The organism is Ruminococcus sp. (genome assembly GCF_016287535.1).
Taxonomy (GTDB): Bacteria; Bacillota; Clostridia; order Oscillospirales; family Ruminococcaceae; genus Ruminococcus.
On sequence record NZ_JAEFAJ010000004.1, the window covers coordinates 115,997 to 137,364 of the forward strand.

Sequence of the window (21,368 nt, forward strand, 5' to 3'; positions counted from 1 at the left end):
AATTAAATATTATTATATTAGATTAAATGAAAAATCTGCGATTCAGGACAAAAAACTGCTTTTTAGGACAAAGATATTGACTTTTTTAGTTTTATTGCTATAATGAAAGTAAGAAAAGCGCAAATGCAGCTTCTATCCAGTATAGCTTTTTAACTAAAAAGGAGTTGATATTATGAAGAAAAGAATAGTGGCTGTTATTGCTGCTTCGGTACTTGCTGTAAATGCGCTTCCGTTATGTACAGCTGTCTCGGCGGCAGTGACCGCGGAGAGTTATCGTGCAGCTGCAGAGGAGACAAAATTTGAAGCTGAGAATTTCTTTGTCGCAGTCGGTACATACAGAGGAGCTACACAGCTCAGATATTTCAAAGCTGAATCTGAGTATGCGTATTCGGCTGAAAAGGTAGTATGGGACAACGCGCCGGCTGATATTTCCTACGGAGATGTATTTGTCGCTGACGGCGATGTAGAAATGACGAGGGTAAAGTCTGCACCTGATGATCCGGTATATGCAATGGCTTACTACTATCAGCTTGACGAGGGTACAAAGCTTGATAAAGTCGGCAATTGTAACGACCTTATGGAGAAGAAGGAGCTGACATTCACAAACAAGAACTATGACGGCTCTGGACACTGGAGCGTTGACTATACCGACGAAAACGGAAGGATCTACACCTATGGCTACAATGCCTTCGGTTCTTCGCTTGGAGTTGATCCCTTTGACTGCAACGTGGGCGATATCTATACGTTCGCAATGTACAAGGGTGATATTGTCGTTCCGCTTGCAAAGAAGGACGCCGAAAGCGATGTCAATAAAGAGCCTGGATACAGAATAGTCCAGCTCCCCGATAAGGTGGAATACAAGACCGGCGAAATGATAGATCTTAAAGGTCTGGAAATAGAAGTCACAAAAGCTGATGAAGAGCCTGTTGTCTATACATATCCCGATATTGCTTTTGCCCATGATTCCACTACTCCAAAGCCTGCAAAAGTTCTCCTCTTTTCTGATTTCCGCAGTGATAAGGCTGGAACTTATAAAGTAGAGGTCATTGACGCGGATAACGTAAGCTTTGAGGTAAAGGTCGTTGATGATGAAGAAGTAACAGCAGGTACTATAAAGGCAACAGTTCTCGATATAAACGAAAACTCACTACTATTGCAGTCTGTTTCAAACTGTTATGAAAGATACTTACTGTACAATGGACAGATTAAAGGCAATATAAAACCCACAGTAGGCATGAGCCTCGAAATCACATATGAGGGCGGTATGTTTAACCTCGTTCCCATTCTGGTGATTGGTAACGTGAAAAATGTTTCCGTTATCTCAGAAAAAACTGAATTTCTGAAAGGCGATACCAACTGCGACGGTCAGGTGGATATGGCAGACGCTGTGCTTATAATGCAGGCTCTTGCAAATCCAAATAAGTACGGAGAATTCAACACGGAATTCAACTATCTAACTAAACTTGGCAGAATGAACGGTGATATGAACGGTGACGGTATTACAGTAGGCGACGCACAGGCGATACAGATGAAGTTGCTGGGACTTTTTGACGAAAGCAGTGAAATTAATTCAAAGCTCAATGATATCATAACGATAAAGACCGACTATGATCCTGCAATGAGCAACTGGTCGGGAATAGGCATACTTCTTGAGGTCAACTCCAAGGATTATCCTGTTACACTGAAAGCTGCTGACGGTCATTTTTCAACATGGGATATCAAAGCAGGCAGCGGTCCTATTGAGAATGTGGGCAAAACATATGATGCCGGCAACAGCGGCTACATATTCTGGACTCCCGATGAGCTGGACTATACCAAAGGCTTCAGTACAGAGATACAGGCAGTTGGTGTAAGCGGTGATGTTTTCATCGACCTTGGCAAAATATATGTAACTCAGGTCGGACACCGATTTACCGCTTCGTTAAAAAAGCCAGAGTCCACCACGAGCACCGATAATTCAGTTATAGCAGGAAAGACCTTTGTATATGAAAAAGAAGGCTTCGGCGGAGACTGTAGTATAGATTTTAAAGAAGACGGTACGTTTTTATATTCACCGGGATATCTGAGCAGCTATCTCGGCGGTGGAACATGGGAAGTATCAGGAAACAAAGTTATTCTGACTCATGAAGATGACATAATGTCGAGAAAGCGCGTCAACTGTTTCAGTATCGTAGGAAACGAGCTGATATATATTGAAGAGGATTCGGATAATTTTATTGGAATCAAAGTTAAAGACGGGGAGAAATTCTCTCCAAAGGCTAATTCAGCTGTTCTTCTCGGAATAGATAAAGCCAATGTCACAGGTGTTCAGGTATCGTCTCTCCCTGAAGGCTATGATTACTCTTTCAAAGATAAAAATGCTCAGGCTGTTGTAGATTACCTGTCAAACCTTAGCCTGTCAACGGAGCTTTCCGTAGAAGATCCGGGACAGCTGAATGGAATGTTGTGGATCATAAGGCTTGTTTATGAAAACGGTGATACTGTCACTTTATATGATTCGGGACGATTCATTCATGGCGAAGACCGCAAGTGGTATGAAATGCCATATGAAGAAAGCGAGGGCTTTAGCAGTTTGGTATGGGAGTTGGGCAAAACTGACAATGATAAAAGCATTGACAACGCCGAATATCTTATCGGAAATGAAGGCGTAAGCAGTGCACCATCAACAACACAGAAACTTGTGCTGAACTGCAATTCATTCTGCGCTAATGGCGAAATTCTCAAGGTCGATGTGTTAATGGGAGATATGTATTCTAAAGGAGGCTACCCGAATTATGATTCCGCAGGAAATCCCGAATACAGTATCTTTGCATCTCAAAACAATAAGAAGATCGACGACGAAAGACTTCTCATAAACGGTGAAAGAAGCGAGTATACAAAGACTATTTCAAAGGACGATATGAAGTCGCTTGATATCACAGGCAAAGAGGGCGACTACACTGCCTATTATCACAAATATGCCAGGGTAGATTTCTCAGACTATGAGGCAGGCAGCACAGGATGTATAACATTCAGGTTCGGATGGAAAGCAGAGGGTGAAAATCCGCTTAATGCTTCAAGTGATTTTGTAGGTATGCATCAGACAATGTACTTCTATGTCGGTGAAAACGGAACAGGAATCAGCAATAATGGCATAGAAGCTGCACAATTGGCTTATGAAACAGCTTCAGATAATGATATCATGTTCTATGATTCTCCTTATGTAAAGTGGAACGGCAAGGAAGTGATGTCAAATCTGTACGAGAAGCTTCGCAAGCCGACCGATGAAGTGCTCCCTATTAGCTTCAAAATGACATCAAGTCCCGAATACGGTTTTAAATATAACGGCCAGGCTTTAGCCGAATATGCAAGAGCTGATTACAGCGAGTATGCAATCAAGCTCAAAGAACTGCAAATGTATGGCAATCAGCTTCAATACGGAGAAACCATATATACAACAGGAATGCCTGACGGCACAAAGCGAACAAAAGAGTGGTACGAAGAAAGAGTTGAATACTTTGGTGAAGAGCTCCTTTCAAAGTACATCGTTGACGGAGAATTCCTTGAGGAAAAACTCAGAGCTGATATCAACGAATTAATGAATAATAACCGTAAAGCTTATGAGGAAGCCGAAAAGGCATATTTCAGTTACATATCTGATGAAGCCATAAAACAGCTTGATAAGCAGAACATCAGATATGAGTACATGACAGAACCCAAGCGACTGGTGATCTATGTAACCGCGGAAGAATTCAAGTCCCTGACACTTGATAATGTAACACGTTATGGAATTGATATTTCAGTTGCCAACGGCTTGACTGTCGATGCGGTTTTCTGAATATGTAATGAATATAAAAAGCAGCCAGCAATGGCTGCTTTTTTCTGCGGGAGTGTCTCAGCTCCTAAGACTTGCAATGTTTAACTAAAATTTGATATATTTCAAATATTGATGTTATTGAAAACTTACATTGACACATATTGCCGTTTTGTTGTAAAATATAATATGTATTAGTAATTCTTTTAAATACAATCTGTTATTTTATTCTACAACAAAAGGAGTATTTTACATGAAAAGGATCAATTCAATCATCAGTGCAGCGGTCTGTTCAATTGCGCTTACTGCTGTTCCGTTTTCAGCCTCTGCCGCTGAAGAGAAGGTATACGGTACGATGAATATACCATATGCTGATTTCTACAAGGCAGAGATCGGAGACGCATACGAAGTTGACGCGGTTTCGTCCGCGACCACAAAGGGCAAGTGGGGCATGAACGGCAAGGGAGAGATCGTTGAAGGTACATACAACAACGGCAGCGGAACTATCCTCGGTGTAAATTTCCCTGTAGAAGTATCTTCGGCAGATGTTGATATTCTCAAGGAAAAGTACGGATTCACACAGCTTGACAGCAAGCCGGCTGCGTATAAGGAAGTATCTGTTACTGACGGTTCACTCAGCGTTTCAAAGCTGGTTGATACCAATGGTGAGCAGACCATTGACGGTTCCGCAACTGTTTCCACAAACAGCTATTACGGAGACTATCAGATCAAGGTAGCGGGATATCCTGAGAATACCGTTCTGTACGGCGTAATAGTAAATACAAAGGAAAACGATCATTATGCTATGCGCCATCTTGAAAACATCTGGAGAAACGGTTCCTATGCATGGTCGGCAGGAATAAAGACCGTGGAATATCACGGAAATCATGTGAGCTATGAAGATTATGCAAGCTCTATGGGTAAGACTGTAACTTCCGTGACCTTTATCACGCTTGACGGTTATACGACCGTCAATGTAGGCGAGCAGTATCTTCCTATCAGATTTGCGGGTGAAGTCAAGGCTGATGACGCTCCGGCAGGTACAGGAAGTACAGCCCTTTCGCTGACAGGTTTCCCTGAGGATTACAGGAAGGTCATCAGTGCAGACGAGGGACTCACAGTTTCTGAAACAGAGGTCAGCTATACAGACGCAAAGCCGGGAAAATACAATGTTAATGTTGAAGATGAGACAGGCAAGTATGCTCCCATGACGGCTCAGTTCATTCTCTCCACCGACGATATACCTGTTAAGTTTGCGGGCGGCAAGCTGACAACAGCCGACGGATTTACAGATGACGACAAGGCAAACTTCATGAATAATCTTGCGACTGTCGAGATAAACGGCACCTCTTACAGAGCTACAGGCAGCAGAGCTATAAAGCTTTTCAAGGAAGACGGTTCTATTGACTTTGACGTAACTGTAAGTGATGCAAGGGTATTTGAGAGCAATGGCACTTATAATATCACTCTGAACTCAACAGGCTATAATAACCCCTACAGCTTTGAGGCCACATACGAGGCGCAGAATACTACGACTACCGTAAAGGTAACAACTACAGCCAAGGCAACAACAACGGCTTCAAACAGCCCCAGAACAGGCGTCAGGGGCACGGCTCTGCCTGCAGTGATACTTGCTTTTGCAGGAGCGGCAGCGTTTTTATTCAGAAAGAAAAACGACCAATAATTCTGATATTTTTACCCATGCAGATGCAAAGCTGCATGGGTAAAACAATGATAAGAGGTAATTAATATGTTATTTTTGATTTCACTTTTTATAGCGATCATTGTCGCTTTCTGCCTTGACAAGCCAATGAAAAAACATCCTGCGGTATTTTATATCACGGCAGCTGTACTAACAGTTGCTTCTGTCGTTGTTACAAAATCGGACATTACAGTATCAAGCAGATTTGTCAGGGATTATATTATAGGGATATTCTCACGGGGCGCTCTCGGAACGGCATTCTGGGCGGTAGTAATGTGGGCAGGAGCCCTGCCGAACGGTTCGGCTGCAATAAAGAAGCTCATGCCCATACGAGGAGAGCTTTCAATAACCGCGGCTGTTCTTACACTTGCTCATATCGTGACATTTGGTATGCAGTATATCCAAAACCTTATAAACGGAAGAACAGGCAGCGGAAACGCTTTCAGAGACTTTGTCATCACCTGTATCCTGTCTCTTGCGATGACACTGATAATGCTGCCGCTGACGGTTATGTCCTTCAAGGCTGTACGCAGCAGGATGAATGCCAAAACCTGGAAGAAGATACAGCGTCTTGCCTACATTTTCTATGGCATGATCTACATACATATAATGGTGCTTTTTGTACCGAAAGCTCAGAAGGGCAGAGAGGGATATTTCCTCAGCGTCCTTGCATACAGTGCAGTGTTTACCGGATATGCGGTCCTCAGGCTCAGGAAGGCATATCTTTCAAGGAATGAGAAAGCTGCAAAGCTCATCCCGAACGCAGTTTCTGCCTGTGCTTTTATCATTCCCCTGTGCCTGAGCGGAATAGTTTCAAGAAATGTAAAAAACGAACCCAAGCTTGTCAGCACATCCTCAGAACTCACCTATGAAGCTCCGGAAAACGCTCAGACCACTGCCGTGACCACATCAGCTTCAACGACTTCCGCAGGAAAGACCACCTCTGCCAGTGCAGCCGTGACCTCTGTAACTACCGCTGTCAGCACTGTAAAAACCACGGAAGCTGCGGCTGAAGGAATAACTCAGCCGAACACCGAAGAAGAAAACGTCAGCGACCAGCAGGAGAGCAGCGAGCCAGAAGCAGCTCCGCAGCAGAGCTTCAGGTTCAGAAACGGAACTTTTGAAGGCACAGGAGAAGGATATTCGGGAAAGGTCCGTGTTTCGATAACTATTGAAAACGATACAGTAACTGATTTTTCCGCATATTCAGATGATGACGATCCCGATTACTTCGGTGACGCAATGGCAAAGGTCATTCCGCAGATAAAAAGCAGCCTCAGTGCAGACGGAATAGATGCCTGTTCGGGAGCGACATACAGTTCCAAGGGTATTATCGAAGCTGCAAGGAATGCTCTGGAGCAGGCAGCTTCTGCTCAGTGACAGTGCTGAACTTCTATGACATCATAGCTCATAAAACAGCGCTCAGGTCGTATATGAGCGTTAAACAGTATACCGGATCAGTATCCATAAAGCTGTTTCCGGTCGTAAAAGCCCCGCATATATGTGGGGCTTTTTACAGTCAGAGCATAAAAAATATGGAACTGGAGTGTTATTTGTTTCTGAAATTTTATAAATATTAAGAAAATCATAAGAATTATATCAGTTTAATAATAAGATTCGGCAGATATAATATTGACAGAAGAAAGGTACAGCGGTAAAATAGTAACATAACGCTTTACCAGTGAAAGGATCCTGTCATGATTAATATTGAAAATTCTTCTATACTTGTGGTGGATGATGACCACGATATCGTTAACGCAATAGCGGCGCTGCTCTCCAGGGAGGGGTATACAATATATAAAGCGTACAACGGTCTCGAAGCCATAGATTCGCTCATGCAGAACGACATACAGCTCATACTCATTGATGTGATGATGCCTAAGCTTGACGGTCTTTCCGCAATGATGAAGATACGCGCCACAAGGAATATACCGATAATCGTACTCTCTGCAAAGTCTGAGGACAGCGATAAGATACTCGGACTATCCATGGGAGCCGACGATTATATAACAAAGCCGTATAACCCGATGGAGCTGGTGGCACGTGTCCAGTCAAATCTGAGACGGTATCTCAGCCTCGGCGCGGCTGACGGCATAAAAAAGGACAATGTACTGCGGCTGGGAGGGCTTTCCCTTGACCGTGACGGAAAGCAGTTTTACGTTGACGGCTCTCCTGTAAAGCTCACAGCGACCGAGTATAAGATAACGGAGCTTCTCATGCTGAATGCAGGGCGGATATTCTCCGCAGAGGAGATATACTCCCGTGTGTGGAACGACGAGTCCTATTCGGTCGAAAATACCGTAATGGTACATATCCGGCATATAAGAGAAAAAATAGAGATAAACCCCAGCGACCCCCGCTATCTGAAGGTAGTATGGGGAATAGGGTACAAAATGGAGAAACAATAGGAGTGATCTGAATGATCTTGAAAAAACGCGCATCCCGTATCATCGCGTTCATTATATCGTGTGTACTTGTGGGAGCGTCCCTGATACAGTTTATATTTTTAGTGAATAAGAATATGAGCGAGGTCGAGGAACGCAATGAACGCAACGACGTGATATCGAGCTTCGGCTACACAAATGAGATGATAAAGCTGTTCGATCAGCTGTGGGCTGTCGGCAATATCTACCTGCGTAATACCAACAGCAGCAACGTATATACCTGCAATAAATACCGTGAGGAATCGGTAAAGCAGGCTCTCCGCTCACTTGGTATCGCTGACAGCAGCGGAACACCTGTCATAAACAATCCCCTCGGCTTTGAATACTATCTCTCCTGCGGAGATAACGTGCGGACGAATACCGGCAAATCAAAAGAGGAGCTTGCCGGCGCATATTCCATACAGTATGACAAAGGCATTGACGATTATGACACTGCCGGCCTCAACTGGCATTATAACACCGATAAATACTGGTATACCACAAACTACGGCATGATCTTCTACAGAATGTACGGTTCTCTCCCGAAAAGCACGGTTGTACTTTACGATTTTGATACCACGGGACTTGACAGCTACAGGGACAGGAACGGCGCAGTCGTATACTACAAGACCGACGGAACAACTCCCGTTCCCGATGAACTGAGAAAATCCGGCGAAGAATTTGTTCCGGCGGATCAGGAGGCTTATGAAGCCTTCAATCCCGAATACAGCACAGGACCTGTTACGGAGCCAACCACCGTAATAGCTCCAACGGTGACAGAAAGCACCTCGGAATATGCCGCGGTAAGTACTCAGACAACGACTGATTCCGGCAGCGCAGCAACTGCTCAGACAACTTCAGAGGTGACTGTTACAGCATTGACCTCCGTAACATCTGCCGCCGCAGAAAGCCGCCCTGTCTATGAAGGCGATATAGCAGAAGTCACAGATACGGAAGCATATATGTTCTATGACGCTGACAGCGGAAGCTGGTATAAGGTCAGCAAGGATTCTTTTAAGGAATTCGACGGCGACAACAGCGATATTACTATATACATAAAGCCGTCTGATGAGCTCATAGCTGAATATGAAGGCTATCATGAGCACCGCAGCAAGGTCGAGGCGGATTCGGTGCATAAAGCGATACCTCTTGCGGCTCTTGGCATAGCAGGCGCTGTCATAGGACTTGTCCTGCTGTTCTGCTGCGGCTACAGCGCAGAAAAAAAGAAGTTCGTACTCTCAGCGCCTGATAATATAATCGCGGAGATACCCTTAGCGATGATAATAGCCTCATGTGTGGGAGTATTTGCGATGTTCTGCGGCGGTATCGAAGAGATAAGAGCGTCACTTAATGATTATTATTCAGGTATTGACATGGGCGGAATTATCGCAGGCAGTATGATAACAGTATGTTACGCGATAGGGCTCGGAAGTCTCATAACTCTTGTAACACGTCTTAAATGCCGCAGCTTGCTGAAGACCTCCCTTACAGGGCGCATATGCGCATTTCTGTGGAGATACTTTAAAAGGACAGCTTCACGAATCAAGGACATACTGAAAAAGCGCAGCGTGAGACATATCGAGCGTGACGCTCTCAGAAAAGACCTGTTCCTGCGCAGATTCATTATCCGCACAGCTGCAGCTTTGATAATCGGTGCGATCGTATTCGTAGGTACTGTACCTGACAGTCAATATGGAATGTTCATATTATTATCTATCCTGATACTTGCGGTATACCTTGTTCTGAGCTTGCGTGACCATGAGGAGATAGCAGGCATTGCAAAGCAGATATCCGCCATGAACGGCGGAGACTATTCGCCGCGTACAGTACCTGAAAAGTCGCCGGCATACGGCATGACAAACAACCTCAACAACATATCCGACGGTATACGCAGCGCGGTTGACAGGCAGGTGCAGTCGGAGCGCATGAAGGTGGAGCTCGTTACCAATGTATCCCATGATCTGAAAACGCCGCTCACTTCCATAATAAGCTATATAGACCTGCTTTCGGCAGAGGAAATGAGCCCTGCTGCAAAGGACTACGTTTCGGTGATAAGTCAGAAGTCAGAGAGACTGAAGGTAATGGTCGCAGACCTCTTTGATCTTGCAAAGGCGACAAGCCATACAGATGTGAACAGTGAACAGATAGACGCTGTCATACTCACACAGCAGGTGATAGGGGACATGGCTGACCGGATATCGCAGTCCGGCATGGAAGTGCGCACGGATATAAAGGCACAGACAGCTCCTATAATGGCAGACGGGAAGAAACTCTACCGTGTACTCCAGAACCTTATCGACAATGCACTGAAGTATTCCATGGCAGGCACAAGGATATATGTTGCGCTCGAAAACAATGCCGGATACACGAATATAGCAGTTAAGAACATTTCAGCAGAGGAGATGGACTTTACTCCCGAAGAGATAACAGAGCGTTTCACACGGGGAGACAGATCACGTACAACAGAGGGCAACGGCCTCGGACTGTCGATAGCCAAGAGCTTTACTGAAGCCTGCGGCGGTACCTTTGAAATTATCATAGACGGAGATATGTTCACAGCCCATGTGAAGCTGCCGCTCATCAGACAGTAAAAAGTGTAGGAAAGAAAGATAATATAAAAAAACAGGGACTTTAAAGTCCCTGTTTTTATTCATCTTTCAGCTGTCTGACTTCATCATCTGTCAGTATACGGTATTCGCCCGGTCTGAGCGAGGTATCGAGCATGAGTGAACCTATACTGTCGCGGCGCAGGTAGAATATCCTGCAGCCGACAGCTTCAAGCATACGTTTTATCTCATGTTTTTTTCCCTCGAACAGGGTAAGTGTTGCCGCAAAAGCCGATCCCTCCGGATTTTTCATATAGCGTTCGCGGCGACAGGCGGGCATGAACTTCTCAAGTTCACACAAACGGTACTCCTTCACAAGCCGGAACACAGCCTTTTTAGTTGTGAATCCGGCCATTTTTATGCCGTTTTCAAGCTGACTGATCCTTTTCTCATCAACGCGCCCGACAGCATAGAAGAAATAAGTTTTGCTGATATGCTTTTCCGGCTGCATTATTCTCATGTCAAGGTCACCGTCATCGGTCAGTATCAGCAGTCCACAGGTGTCCTTGTCGAGCCGTCCCACCGTGTGCAGCCGTTCTGCGATCTCGCAGGGAAAGCAGTCCATAACAGTCCTGTGTACCGCGTCAGATCTTGCGGTCACACAGCCCTGAGGTTTATTCAGCATATAGTAAAGCAAATATATTTCAGTCCTTATTCTGGTTTAGAAGTTCTCTTCTCATGGCAATCAGGTCGTATACATCGATAACACCGTCGTTGCACATATCAGCAGACTGCCAGTCTGAGAGCTCGGTGCTTCTGTCAGCAGTCAGCCATTTCTGGAGGAGGACCAGATCGACCACATTGAACTGACCGTCGGCATTTGCGTCACCGCGGACATCTGTGGTATATACAGCCACAACGGTTGCGTTCGACTCCAGCTTTATGCTTATGGAAGCTGAATCCTTATCGCCGCTGGTGATAGCTGCGCCGTTCACGATCCAGTGTGAGAAAGTGCGTCCTTCCTCCGGAACAGCAGTTAAGGTGATATCATAATCCGAATGGTAATTTCCGCTCCATCCGTCTGTCTTGCCGAGATCGAGGGTATTGAGCAGGATACCTCCGTTATATGAATGATTTGAAACAGTGAGCTTATAAGGTGCTGAGGAGAGCTTTGCCGCGGATCTTGTAGTGCTTTCAGCGTATGAGTAGCGCTTGTTATAGAAGTTCAGCACAGTTGAGATCGCGCCGTCAAAGCACTTTTCTCCGTTACTGCCTGACAGGCTGTTAGACTGGAAACGGGCAAAGGTATCCAGCACCTGCTGTCTGAAGCCGTTCTTGTATCTGTTGATAACTTCTGTTGTTCTGTCGGTAGCGAAGTTATAGTTTGCAAGATCCATCATTGTTCTTGCGTAATTTTTTCTGAACTCATCATTGCCGAGAAGAGCAGTGAACATTTTTCCGAAGCTGCTGTTTGTGGAGCTTATACGTCTGTAGCAGTCTGCGGAGAATGACTTGTCGTTGCTGCCGTAAAGTCCCTGACCCGATTCGGTATCGAAGAGGATAATCCTCCATTTACCATCAGCGTAGGGATTCGACTCGTCATCTTCATTAGAGCGCCATACGGTCCAGTTGCGCTGCGGCCAGTCCGCGTTAGCCCAGTATATCTGTGCGGCGAAGTAGTCCATATAGCCCTGTACATCGACCTTGCTGCAGAATTCTTCATATGATATGCTGCCGTCGGCAACGCCTTTGCAGAGGTTGTTCCAGTCGCTGAGGTCCTCTTCTGAACCTTCCTCAAGCTCTCCGTTTTTTATCATTGCGACAGAGCTTTTCTTTACGCCGTAGTGTTCGCTGACATAGCTCTTGTCGATCTTTTCCATCATCTGATAAATACCCCAGAACTCGCCGTCGATAAAGACAATGCACTCGGTAGTAGCCTGATGTGCGAAGGCTCTGTCTGTGATAAGGCTCTGGTTTATGCTGTCGCGGAAGAAAGCGTAGGTATTGTCATTTCCGCCGTTGCGGAGAACGAGACCGTCGTATTTCTTTATTGCCTTGCCGTTTTTTGCCTTTACAGCCGTGCCTGAGAAGAGATCATAGCTGAACTCGGCGGTGCCGTAGTCCTGACGTGTATATACGGTAAAGCTCTTCTGCGGGAGACTTCTTGAGTAGTTGCCCTTGATACGGATACCGACGTTCTGTTCCAGAACTTTTTCGCCGTTGTCAAACAATGTGAAGCTTGCGGGGCGTTCCCAGTCTCTTCCGCGCATTAAGTAGTTTGCGGGTATCTCCCAGACATTGCCGGCTCTTTTGCGGTCTTCCCTTGGAGCGCCGGGTTCTTTTCCCTGTTCGGGACCGTTTTCTTCCTTTGGCTTTTCTTCTTCTTTTGGCTGGTCTTCCTTGGGACGCTCATCTTCCTTGGGGTGCTCCTCTTCCTTGGGCTTGTCTTCCTCTTTTTTGCCGCCGTAATTCTCACCGAGGCAGTATATTCCGTTTTCGTAGCCGAAGAGATTATCCGGATCGGTAACGAGGGAAACCACTTTCATCTGCTTGTAATAGCCTGAGTTAGTAGTACCTATGAGATAGGTCTTTGTAACAGGTTCGCTGATGCGTCCCTCGCTGTCAACGGAGACAGCGCGTATGACAGCTGCCTTGTCGACGCTGCTGCGCGGAGCCGCGGCATTTCCGGGAACGATATCGGTACGTGCGCTGAGACGGTTCTGGGTATCCGACATATCTTCAACGGTTATAGGTCCGGAGTATACTTCCGATTCCGTTGTAGGATCGCTTCCGTCGGTAGTATAGTATACAGTGCAGCCCTCCTCAGCTGTGATGGTAAGGGAGAAGCTGTTATCGTAGAAACCGCTGTCCTGTGAAAAAACAGGCTGACGAACAGCCGCGGAGCCTTCCGGAGCTGTGTTTGCCGCGCCGGGAGTACAGCTGATGGTATAGAGCTCACCGCTGCCGTCGGGATACTGTCCGCAGGAAGTATCCTCAGCGAGTGATTCAAAAGCAAGGGTATTTGCGGTATTGCCGTTTGCATCTGTGAGCAGGATAGTCTCGCCGGATGTTGATATGCCGAAAGGTGCTATCTCAGGGTTGGTGAGAGCAGCGTCGCTGTCGCAGAAAACCACGAGCCTTTCGCCTGATTTGATGGAAGTTCCCTCAGGGAACACATAGAGATAGGGCTTCTTTTCGCTGTCTGACAGTCCCCAGCCGGAAATGTCGGCGTCCTCCGTGCTGCTGTTGTAAAGCTCTATCCAGTCGTAGAAGTTTCCGTCCTCTGCCTGAAAGGTTGTGTTCTTGGCACAGACCTCATTCACTGTCACGCCTTTACCGCTTTCCGCATTTGCCGGGAAATATGCAGTATTCTGCATTATCATGCCGAGGCATAGTATTCCCACAGCAGCTTTGCGTCTGAAATGTTTTTTCATGTTTTCCTCCTGTATTAAATTTTTTTCATTTTCACAGAATAAATGTGCCTGTTTCCGTGAAGTCTGAAGTGCGTACCAGGGTTGCCCTGCATTTTTATTTTTATACAGCTCAGGCAGCCTTAGTGACGTGGCGTTGCCGAAAAAACAGGATCATGCCTTGTGCGGACGCTGATATATGTCCGCCTGACCGTGTTCCCCGGCTCTGCCATAGTTCCCCGTGCATTTCACTTTATGCATATTATATCATATAATAACAGCGTTATCAACTTAAAAATTGCGGAAATAGTGCAAAAAATCACTTTTTTTTGTGCAGATTTATCACAAAGTCCTCATACGTCAAGAAAAAAGGGGATATATTGACATCACAGCTGAAAAATGATAGAATATAGTAATAAAAAATTGCGTATATTTTTGTATGATATCACTTCAAGGATGTGAACTTTTATGATGATCAGGAAGATAGCGGCGTTCTGTGCTGCTTCACTGATGCTTGGACTTTCTGCGTGTTCGATGACCGAGATACCCGAAAGGGAGGTCGTACATAAAACGGAGGTGCCGCCGAAAATGCTGTTTCTCGGCGATTCGATAGCAGCGGGCTTCGGCCTTGAGGGCTATACCTCTTCGGACAATTATAACTGCCGTTCCTATGCAAATATCCTCAGAGAGAGGTATGAAGCGGAGATAGGCAGCGAATGCGGACATACAATGGTAAACAAAGCGGTATCCGGCTATACTTCCTATGATTTGATCGGGCAGCTGCAAAGCGGAGAGCTTGACAGCGATCTTGCGGACAGCGACGCAGTCGTTGTGTCAATAGGCGGAAACGACCTGCTGGATATAATGCTTGAGCTTTTAAATAATATGGGGATCACGGAAAAGGGTTCGTTTGATTCAGGGAATTTCAACTTTTTCAGTGCTGCCGGTTCACTGCTGAGCATAGGCGGCGATGTTGACAGTGCCCTTGACAGGTTTGAAACGAATATCAGGACCATTGCCGAGGAACTGCTGAAAAAGACTGAGGGAACGGTTTTTATACAGACTCTTTATGACCCGCTTGAGTATTTCACTAAATTCAGCATTGTCACTGATTTTTCAGATGAAAAAATAGGCAGGCTCAACCGTATAATCTCCGAAAACTCCGCTCTCGGCTACAAGGTCATAGACGTAGCGGCAGATTTCAGGGGCAGAGCGGGGGAGCTTACAAATATCAGCAGTTACGATATCCACCCGAATGCGAAAGGTCACGAAGTCATAGCTGCGGACGTTGACGCAGCCCTGCGAACGGTGGGCTTCAGTTATATAACAACGGAACGCGTCGCCGAAGGGCTTACAGCTGAGGGCAGAAAGGCGGTAGGCATGGGCATAGCCGGATCACTTGCGCTTGCTTTCATTTCTGTCGCAGGTATTGTTGTGAAAAAGAAGAGATGATACTTAACAGGTAAAGATAAAGGCGGACATTTTGTCCGCCTTTTGTAATTTTATTTCCTGTCATCATCATTGAGGAGCGCAATTATTTCCTCAGGATAGATGAATTTCCCTTCTGCTGCCAGACACCTGATAAAAGCTTTTGTATCATCGCATTCGAGCCAAGCCTCTTCTCCGCAGTAGCTGAGTATTTTTTTGTATGTGTTGCTGCCGTCCTTATCCTTGCCGAAGATATACAGCGAAATAATGGGAGCGTCATGCATTCCGCCCATTCTTTTGCTGAATTCCAGATCCATGTATTTCGTTATATTTTCGGACAGAACTCTTGCCCTGATGGTGTTTACGTCCGTCATACTATCTTTTACAGCATTCCTGTCATTCATCAGCTTGACAATGTCCTCGTACCATGAATCTGTGAAATTGAACAGTTCGCTGTATGTATTGGGCGCATCGCCTGCTCTCAGACCTGCGTAGATCATATTGTACGAATTGCCGTTCTCGTCAAAAACGGTTATATCCTGAGTACGTCCCCATGCGTTGTTGTTGGAGATAAGCGCCATAATCGGCTTTGGCTCTCCGATAAACTGAGTCAGAGGGTCGGTATTGTCAAGCATCATTTTTCTTATCCTGACAAGGTCAAAGCTGTTTACCGCTCCGTCCTCGTTAACGTCTGCGTTCAGAATATCTACATCCGCTACCTTGCCGATGAGCCATTTCTGCAGTGTGACCACATCGGAAAGACAGAAGACGCCGTCGCCGTTGCAGTCGCCTTTTACCTTTGTTGATTCGTCATCAGCCAGCATAGTGAGATTTTTGCCGGAGCTGTCCGTCCTGAACCGTTTTACCGTACTTTCTTTAAGATTATTGTCAAAGAATCTGGTGCAGCAGAACTCGACCTTTGCCAGTCCGGGCGTTGCCATGGTATACAGTATCACGGTAGGAATGCTGCCTCCGTCATTTTCGATGAGTGAGGGCTGGGTTATCGTATTTTTGAGGTATCTGCTGATATCGGCAGCTCCAAGGCAGTTCACGGACAGGTCGTAGCCTGCGGAATAAGCTATGTCCTTGCAGAATACTATATATTTGCCCTGTACCGAGACATCTCCGTATTTTTCTGTATACGCCCTGAACTCCGGGACAGAATCCGGCAGCCAGCCGTAGATGTCTTCTTCAGTGATAACGCCGTTTTCATCGGAAGTGAACAGGAAATCACCTGTGAGCTCTTCAGGTCCGTTTTCTGGTGTTCTGATCCAGTTGACGCCGATATAATAATTATCCGGTATCTGATATACCTCAACGCCATAGAAAATATCCGGTTTGAGGTCATAGTCTACACTGCTGTTCAGACCTAATATATCCATCTGCCTGAGGTATTCGCTGTAAGCCTCTTCATCGCTCCGGTCAGGCTTTTCCGGCATTGTGAAATGGTAAATACTGCTTGAAACAGGCTCATGCTTTGTCAGTGAATCTGCTGACAGGCTGCAGTTACCGGCGCAGGCTGACGAGTATTCAGCCTCATCTCCCTGCATTTTCCGCACAAGGCAGATAAAGCCGTCCTCTATATGTGTCCTGCCGTAAACAGAATCGAATTCCATTGCTTCAACAAAGTCCGAAGGCACCCATGACGGCAGCACAGCAGTTTCTGATACGGTACCGGCAGGAGCTTCCTCTTCGGATACAATGCTTTCAGTGTGAATTTTTTCACTCTGAACGGCTGAAACATTCATTGCAGGAGTTGCTGCTGCTGACATGACAGCCGTCGCGGCTGCAAGTGAAATGATCTTACTGATGAATTTCATGAAAAAACCTCCCTTTAAATGCTTTATAATATACTAAGTATAACGTATCAGGAGCTGAAAATGTGCGGCTTTTAAATGTAAACAATCTGTTAATTCACGTCAGACATGAAAAAAGCCGCAGGAAAGCTTTCCTTACGGCTTTTACAGATTTAATCTATAGGTATCACAGGGAGTTCTATAGCCTCGTGGGTAGCGTCTGTCTTTTCCTCGGTGGCAGGCGCTTCCGTGGGACTGTCCTGTCCGCTGTCGTATGAGTTTTCGGTAACTGTCTGAGTCTGTTCGGCTGTGGGCTCCGAAGTCTCGGCAGCAGCCTCAGTCGGGGCGGGGGTATTCTCTTCAGAAGGTGCAGCCGCTTCAGTATTTGGCGTTTCGTAATTCTTTCCGTCAGATTTCTGACCTGAGGACTGTGATGTGTACTTACCGTTGGGTGCGCCTGGACCTGTGCCTGTAGTTTCGATTGTGCAGCCTGCAAGCATTAACGTGCAGACAAGGACTGCGGCGATACTTATTCTTTTCATACTTTTCTCCTTTATCCTGATTTTATTGTTTACGCTATAATAGTATTATCCTCTTGCGGGATGATATTTTTTGTTATGACATCCTCACTGTCATATACATTTCAGCGTTCATGTGTTTTTCATATCCGTCTCTTTAGATCCTGCCTGCATATTTCAGTGCGGCTTTGCTGTACCAGAACAGCGCGGCAGCCGTATTTTTCAGTTCTGCCGACTGGATACTGTCTTCGGCGAGAACTGTGCTTACATAGTCCATGGGACTGTACCTGAACGACATTTTCTCGCTGCCCTTTGTAACTGTTATCGTAGCGGCGTCGCCGAGTGAGGCAGCGTTTATATTCGGTCGGTCGATGTAGTAATAGTTTGAATCATCGTACTGCACCGGAACAGCGGGAATGCCGCTGACCGTGAATGTATAATCCGTGATCTTTCCGCCTGTGAGGCTGAAATAGTGTCTCTGAGTCGTTTCCGACTTGAGAAGCAGAGAAGAGCCGTAGTATGAAAGTCCGCTTATAGGATCGGGAGGAATGAAGCTGCTCCTGTAATCGAAGGCAGCTCCGGTAAAGGATATACCCTCATTAACATACGGAGCGTCATATCCGAAAAGCTTCTGCGCACTTCCGCAGTAGGTGAGGAGAGCCTTTACAAGCTCCTGTTCCTTAGGGTATATTTCCGGCTTTGAAAGGATTATGCCTGCGTAGTCCTTTACGGAGAGGGACTTGATATCATAGGTCTCACCGTCAATGTACAGTGAAGCCTTTATTGGGTCGCCGGTGTTTTTTGCAGCTACATGGCAGGCTGCGCTGTTTCCTGTCAGGTTTATCTTTTTCCCGTTCTCGGAGCAGCTGCCCTCAAATATGATATATGCGTTTTTTTTCTGCTCCTCGGTAATGCCGGCTGCAAAGCTGACATAATAATTGAGGCCTATTGTGCCGTCGAGGATAAGACTTGCGCCGGAAATACAGTTGTTTTTCATTCCGGTATGCTGGTAGGAGCTGATCTTGCCGCTTCCGGGAATTACGGCATATGCATTGCTGCCGCTTATCCTTGTACCGGGAGCGTCAGCGCCTGCCCAGCCGTTTCCGCTGTTAACAAGGTTCATATCCTCGGTTATGTCTCCGAAGCTGCTTCCGAGCTTCAATGATCTTAGGTCATTTGCGCCGCTGAAAAGCGCCAGCTTGCTTTCTGCCGGGAGTTCCGCGATATCGAAGCCGCTGAGGTCGAGAGAGACAAGCCTTTCGCAGTCCGAGAACATTGCCTGAACATTTTTTGCCCTGTATGTACGGAAATCCGAGGTATCTATCCTGCGAAGCTTTCTGCATCCGCAGAACATATCGGCGAATGACTCTGTTTTTCTTGTGTCAAAACCGCTGACGTCGGCGGTTTTCAGTTCAGGGCAGAACATGAACATAGCTGTCATATGGACTACGTTTGAGGTGTCAAAGCTGCTAATACCAACGCTTTCAAGGGAAGTGCAGTTTGAAAACATACTTGCCATTTCGGTTACGGCGCCTGTGTCCCAGCCGCTGAGGTCAAGAGTTTTAACGGCTGAGCAGCCGTTGAACATACCTGACATATTATGCACGCCTGAGGTATCTGCGTTTTTCAGGTCGAAGCTTGTGCAGCTGCTCATCATAGTGAACAGTCCCGCTGAGTATTCAGGGAGAACAGTGCCTGCTTCGGCTTTTACAGCTTTAACATCGGGCGGATTCACTTCTTTTGCGAATTCGTCGCGGTCCACCTCGCCTCTCAGGGTGAGGACGCCGTTTGAAGAGTCAAAGGATACCGTATCGGCAGCTGCTTCAGCGATAAAATTATTGTTTGCGTGAGCATCGGCGCTGTACGCTGAAATGGCGGCACAGGCTGTGATGGCAGCAGCTGCAGACAGTAATACTGCGGTTTTTCTTTTCATTTTTATCCTCCGTATCAGTATGCGCTCAATAGCCGCAGTCAGGCGGCTATTGCCCTGAATCCTGTTCAGGTAACGCAGCTCCGCACGAAAAAGGAACTGCGCGAATATTAATTAAGGCTTTTAATAAATACAACGCTATATATTTTATCACATTTTGACCAAGAAAACAAGTCGCAGATTGCACAATTTATCCTTATGGCATATCTGACCGACTTTTTAATGATAAAAAACAGAACTATCGCAAATGCAGCAGATGTTATATCTGTTGCATTTTTTGTTGTATGAAGCGGAGATTTCAGAAACTTCAGCACTCTGAAAATGGTAAAATGATGATATATTTGTAAAAATAATGTGATGATTTATTGTGCTTGCCCACTGTGCATTTATTGAGCGTAATTCAAGGTGATGCGTTGATTTTGGCTGTTTATAGCCAAATACGCAAAGTATAAAACCGCAATTTTTGGTCAGGCAGTGCGCCGACCACAAAAAATGGCTTGTTTTAACTATTGGTAATATATTACAATTTATATACAGATATACGAGCTCGCATCGGGGGATTAACTTTATCAACAAAAGAACATCAAGACCAGAACACTATTTTTTTCAGAGGAGTGATTTAAGTGAAGCTGAAAGGAATCAGAAAGATCATCGGTGGTACAGTATCCGCAATGATGCTCGCGTCAAGTATCCCTGTAGTTGCTTCAGCTGCAGACCAGCAGGACAGAGGCAATATAGGCGGATATGACTACGAGATGTGGAACCAGAACGGACAGGGACAGGTATCGATGAATCCGGGAGCAGGCAGTTTTACCTGTTCATGGAGCAATATCGAGAACTTCCTTGCGCGAATGGGCAAGAACTACGACAGTCAAAAGCAGAACTACAAGCAGTTAGGAGACATAGTACTTACATATGATGTAGAGTACACACCAAGAGGAAATTCGTATATGTGCGTATACGGATGGACGAGGAACCCGCTTGTGGAGTATTATATAGTTGAAGGCTGGGGCGACTGGAGACCACCCGGAAATGACGGAGAGAACAAGGGGACAGTTTCCCTCAACGGAAATACATACGATATCCGCAAGTCGATGAGATACAATCAGCCGTCACTTGACGGAACAGCAACATTCCCGCAGTACTGGAGCGTTCGCCAGACAAGCGGATCAGCAAATAATCAGACGAACTACATGAAGGGTACTATCGACGTATCCAAGCATTTTGACGCATGGTCACAGGCAGGACTTGATATGTCCGGTACACTTTATGAGGTATCCCTGAATATCGAGGGTTACAGATCCAACGGTTCCGCAAATGTAAAGAGCGTAACCGTAAGCACAGGCGGTTCAGGCGGCGGAGCTGCGAATAATGACTGGAATCAGGGTCAGCAGCAGAACAATGACTGGAATAACTGGAACAACGGTCAGCAGCAGAACAATGACTGGAATAACTGGAACAACGGTCAGCAGCAGAATAATGACTGGAACAACTGGAATAACGGTCAGCAGAATAATGACTGGAACAACTGGAATAACGGTCAGCAGAACAATGACTGGAACAACTGGAACAACGGTCAGCAGAACAATGACTGGAACAACTGGAACAACGGTCAGCAGAATAATGACTGGAACAACTGGAATAACGGTCAGCAGAACAACGACTGGAATAACTGGAACAACGGTCAGCAGAATAACGACTGGAACAACTGGAATAACGGTCAGCAGCAGAATAACGACTGGAACAACTGGAATAACGGTCAGCAGCAGAATAACGACTGGAACAACTGGAACAACGGTCAGCAGCAGAATAATGACTGGAA

12 protein-coding genes are annotated in these 21,368 nt (G+C 46.0%); 7 read left to right on the plus strand and 5 right to left on the minus strand.

Features of this window, described 5'->3' with window-relative positions:
* The first annotated feature begins 172 nt into the window (after nucleotides 1-172).
* From QZZ36_RS03585 to QZZ36_RS03605, 5 genes are all read left to right on the plus strand, one after another.
* Entirely contained in the window at nucleotides 173-3,817 is a 3,645-nt protein-coding gene (locus tag QZZ36_RS03585; protein ID WP_295076842.1) for a dockerin type I repeat-containing protein, read from the plus strand.
* 229 nt (nucleotides 3,818-4,046) lie between these two features.
* Nucleotides 4,047-5,477 (plus strand): NPXTG-anchored protein, encoded by a 1,431-nt coding sequence (locus tag QZZ36_RS03590; RefSeq protein ID WP_295076845.1) that lies wholly within the window; start codon nucleotides 4,047-4,049, stop codon nucleotides 5,475-5,477.
* 66 nt (nucleotides 5,478-5,543) lie between these two features.
* Nucleotides 5,544-6,875 (plus strand): FMN-binding protein, encoded by a 1,332-nt coding sequence (locus tag QZZ36_RS03595; RefSeq protein WP_295076848.1) that lies wholly within the window; start codon nucleotides 5,544-5,546, stop codon nucleotides 6,873-6,875.
* 317 nt (nucleotides 6,876-7,192) lie between these two features.
* Entirely contained in the window at nucleotides 7,193-7,903 is a 711-nt protein-coding gene (locus tag QZZ36_RS03600) for a response regulator transcription factor (protein WP_295076851.1), read from the plus strand.
* A gap of 11 nt (nucleotides 7,904-7,914) precedes the next feature.
* The gene (locus tag QZZ36_RS03605; RefSeq protein ID WP_295076854.1) at nucleotides 7,915-10,509 is read left to right on the plus strand and encodes an ATP-binding protein; all 2,595 of its coding nucleotides are present in this window, start codon (nucleotides 7,915-7,917) and stop codon (nucleotides 10,507-10,509) included.
* Between the two features lie 55 nt (nucleotides 10,510-10,564).
* Here QZZ36_RS03605 and QZZ36_RS03610 read toward each other — a convergent pair whose 3' ends face one another.
* Nucleotides 10,565-11,161, minus strand: a complete 597-nt coding sequence (locus tag QZZ36_RS03610; protein WP_295076857.1) for a pseudouridine synthase — start codon at nucleotides 11,159-11,161, stop codon at nucleotides 10,565-10,567.
* A 7-nt stretch (nucleotides 11,162-11,168) separates the two neighbouring features.
* A complete protein-coding gene (locus QZZ36_RS03615; RefSeq protein WP_295076860.1) occupies nucleotides 11,169-13,898 on the minus strand; it encodes a CotH kinase family protein in 2,730 nt (909 codons plus the stop codon).
* 444 nt (nucleotides 13,899-14,342) lie between these two features.
* Between QZZ36_RS03615 and QZZ36_RS03620 the strand changes: the two genes are divergently transcribed.
* On the plus strand, nucleotides 14,343-15,326 hold the full coding sequence (locus QZZ36_RS03620) for an SGNH/GDSL hydrolase family protein (protein ID WP_295076862.1): 984 nt from the start codon (nucleotides 14,343-14,345) through the stop codon (nucleotides 15,324-15,326).
* Between the two features lie 50 nt (nucleotides 15,327-15,376).
* Here QZZ36_RS03620 and QZZ36_RS03625 read toward each other — a convergent pair whose 3' ends face one another.
* From QZZ36_RS03625 to QZZ36_RS03635, 3 genes are all read right to left on the minus strand, one after another.
* The gene (locus tag QZZ36_RS03625) at nucleotides 15,377-17,122 is read right to left on the minus strand and encodes a dockerin type I repeat-containing protein (RefSeq protein ID WP_295076865.1); all 1,746 of its coding nucleotides are present in this window, start codon (nucleotides 17,120-17,122) and stop codon (nucleotides 15,377-15,379) included.
* 149 nt (nucleotides 17,123-17,271) lie between these two features.
* On the minus strand, nucleotides 17,272-17,640 hold the full coding sequence (locus QZZ36_RS03630) for a hypothetical protein (protein WP_295076868.1): 369 nt from the start codon (nucleotides 17,638-17,640) through the stop codon (nucleotides 17,272-17,274).
* A gap of 133 nt (nucleotides 17,641-17,773) precedes the next feature.
* On the minus strand, nucleotides 17,774-19,549 hold the full coding sequence (locus tag QZZ36_RS03635; RefSeq protein WP_295076871.1) for a BspA family leucine-rich repeat surface protein: 1,776 nt from the start codon (nucleotides 19,547-19,549) through the stop codon (nucleotides 17,774-17,776).
* Between the two features lie 620 nt (nucleotides 19,550-20,169).
* Between QZZ36_RS03635 and QZZ36_RS03640 the strand changes: the two genes are divergently transcribed.
* On the plus strand, nucleotides 20,170-21,368 hold a 1,199-nt coding region (locus tag QZZ36_RS03640; protein ID WP_295076874.1), incomplete at its 3' end, for a glycoside hydrolase family 11 protein.